Genomic DNA, 660 nt, shown 5'->3' on the forward strand with positions numbered 1-660 from the left:
CTAGAGCATAATCCGACCGGATAGAATCGCAGGGGGTTCCCAAGGCGCTGGAAATCTGATTCATCCTGTTTGCTGGATGCGGAGGCCAGCAGGCATGGTGAAACCGATATCCGAGGATTTACGGTCGCGGGTGATTGCGGCTGTTGAGGCAGGTCTGTCCCGGCGAGCAGCTGCCGACCGATTTGGTGTCGCGGTCGCAAGTGCCGTGCGCTGGGTCCGTGAATGGCGAGAGAGCGGAACGGCAAGGGCAAAGCCGCAAGGTGGCGACAAGCGCTCCCAGCGGATTGAAGCGTATCGCGACGTGATTTTGACGGCGATCGAGAGCCAGGTCGACATCACCCTTGTCGAGCTGTCCGAGATGCTGAGTGCGAAGCATGGAGCGCTATTCGCGCCGAGCACGATCTGGCGTTTTCTCGACCGTCACTCGATGACCTTGAAAAAAAACGGCGCACGCCAGCGAGCAGGATCGGCCCGACGTGCTCGCTCGGCGGCGGGCCTGGTTCAGGGGTCAACCTGATCTCGATCCTGAAAGACTGGTCTTTATCGATGAGACCGGCGCTTCGACAAAGATGGCCCGGCTTCGCGGGCGGGCAAAACGCGGCACGCGTTGCCGATCCCCGATCCCGCATGGGCATTGGAAGACGACAACCTTCACGGGCG

The 660-nt window shown here is 61.1% G+C and carries 1 protein-coding gene and 1 pseudogene; both read left to right on the forward strand.

Annotation, left to right across the window (positions count from 1 at the left end):
• The first annotated feature begins 94 nt into the window (after positions 1-94).
• Positions 95-517 (forward strand): helix-turn-helix domain-containing protein, encoded by a 423-nt coding sequence (locus AX703_RS25845; protein ID WP_062348338.1) that lies wholly within the window; start codon positions 95-97, stop codon positions 515-517.
• A pseudogene (locus AX703_RS29040) lies at positions 444-660 on the forward strand (IS630 family transposase); the annotation flags it as partial. The gene AX703_RS25845 and the pseudogene AX703_RS29040, both read left to right, overlap by 74 nt.

It is taken from the genome of Novosphingobium sp. CCH12-A3, assembly GCF_001556015.1.
Taxonomy (GTDB): domain Bacteria; phylum Pseudomonadota; class Alphaproteobacteria; order Sphingomonadales; family Sphingomonadaceae; genus Novosphingobium; species Novosphingobium subterraneum.

Excerpts from the sequence above, each read along its gene's own strand:
- AX703_RS25845 (WP_062348338.1), top strand. The coding sequence starts at position 95 with ATGGTGAAACCGATATCCGAGGATTTACGGTCGCGGGTGATTGCGGCT.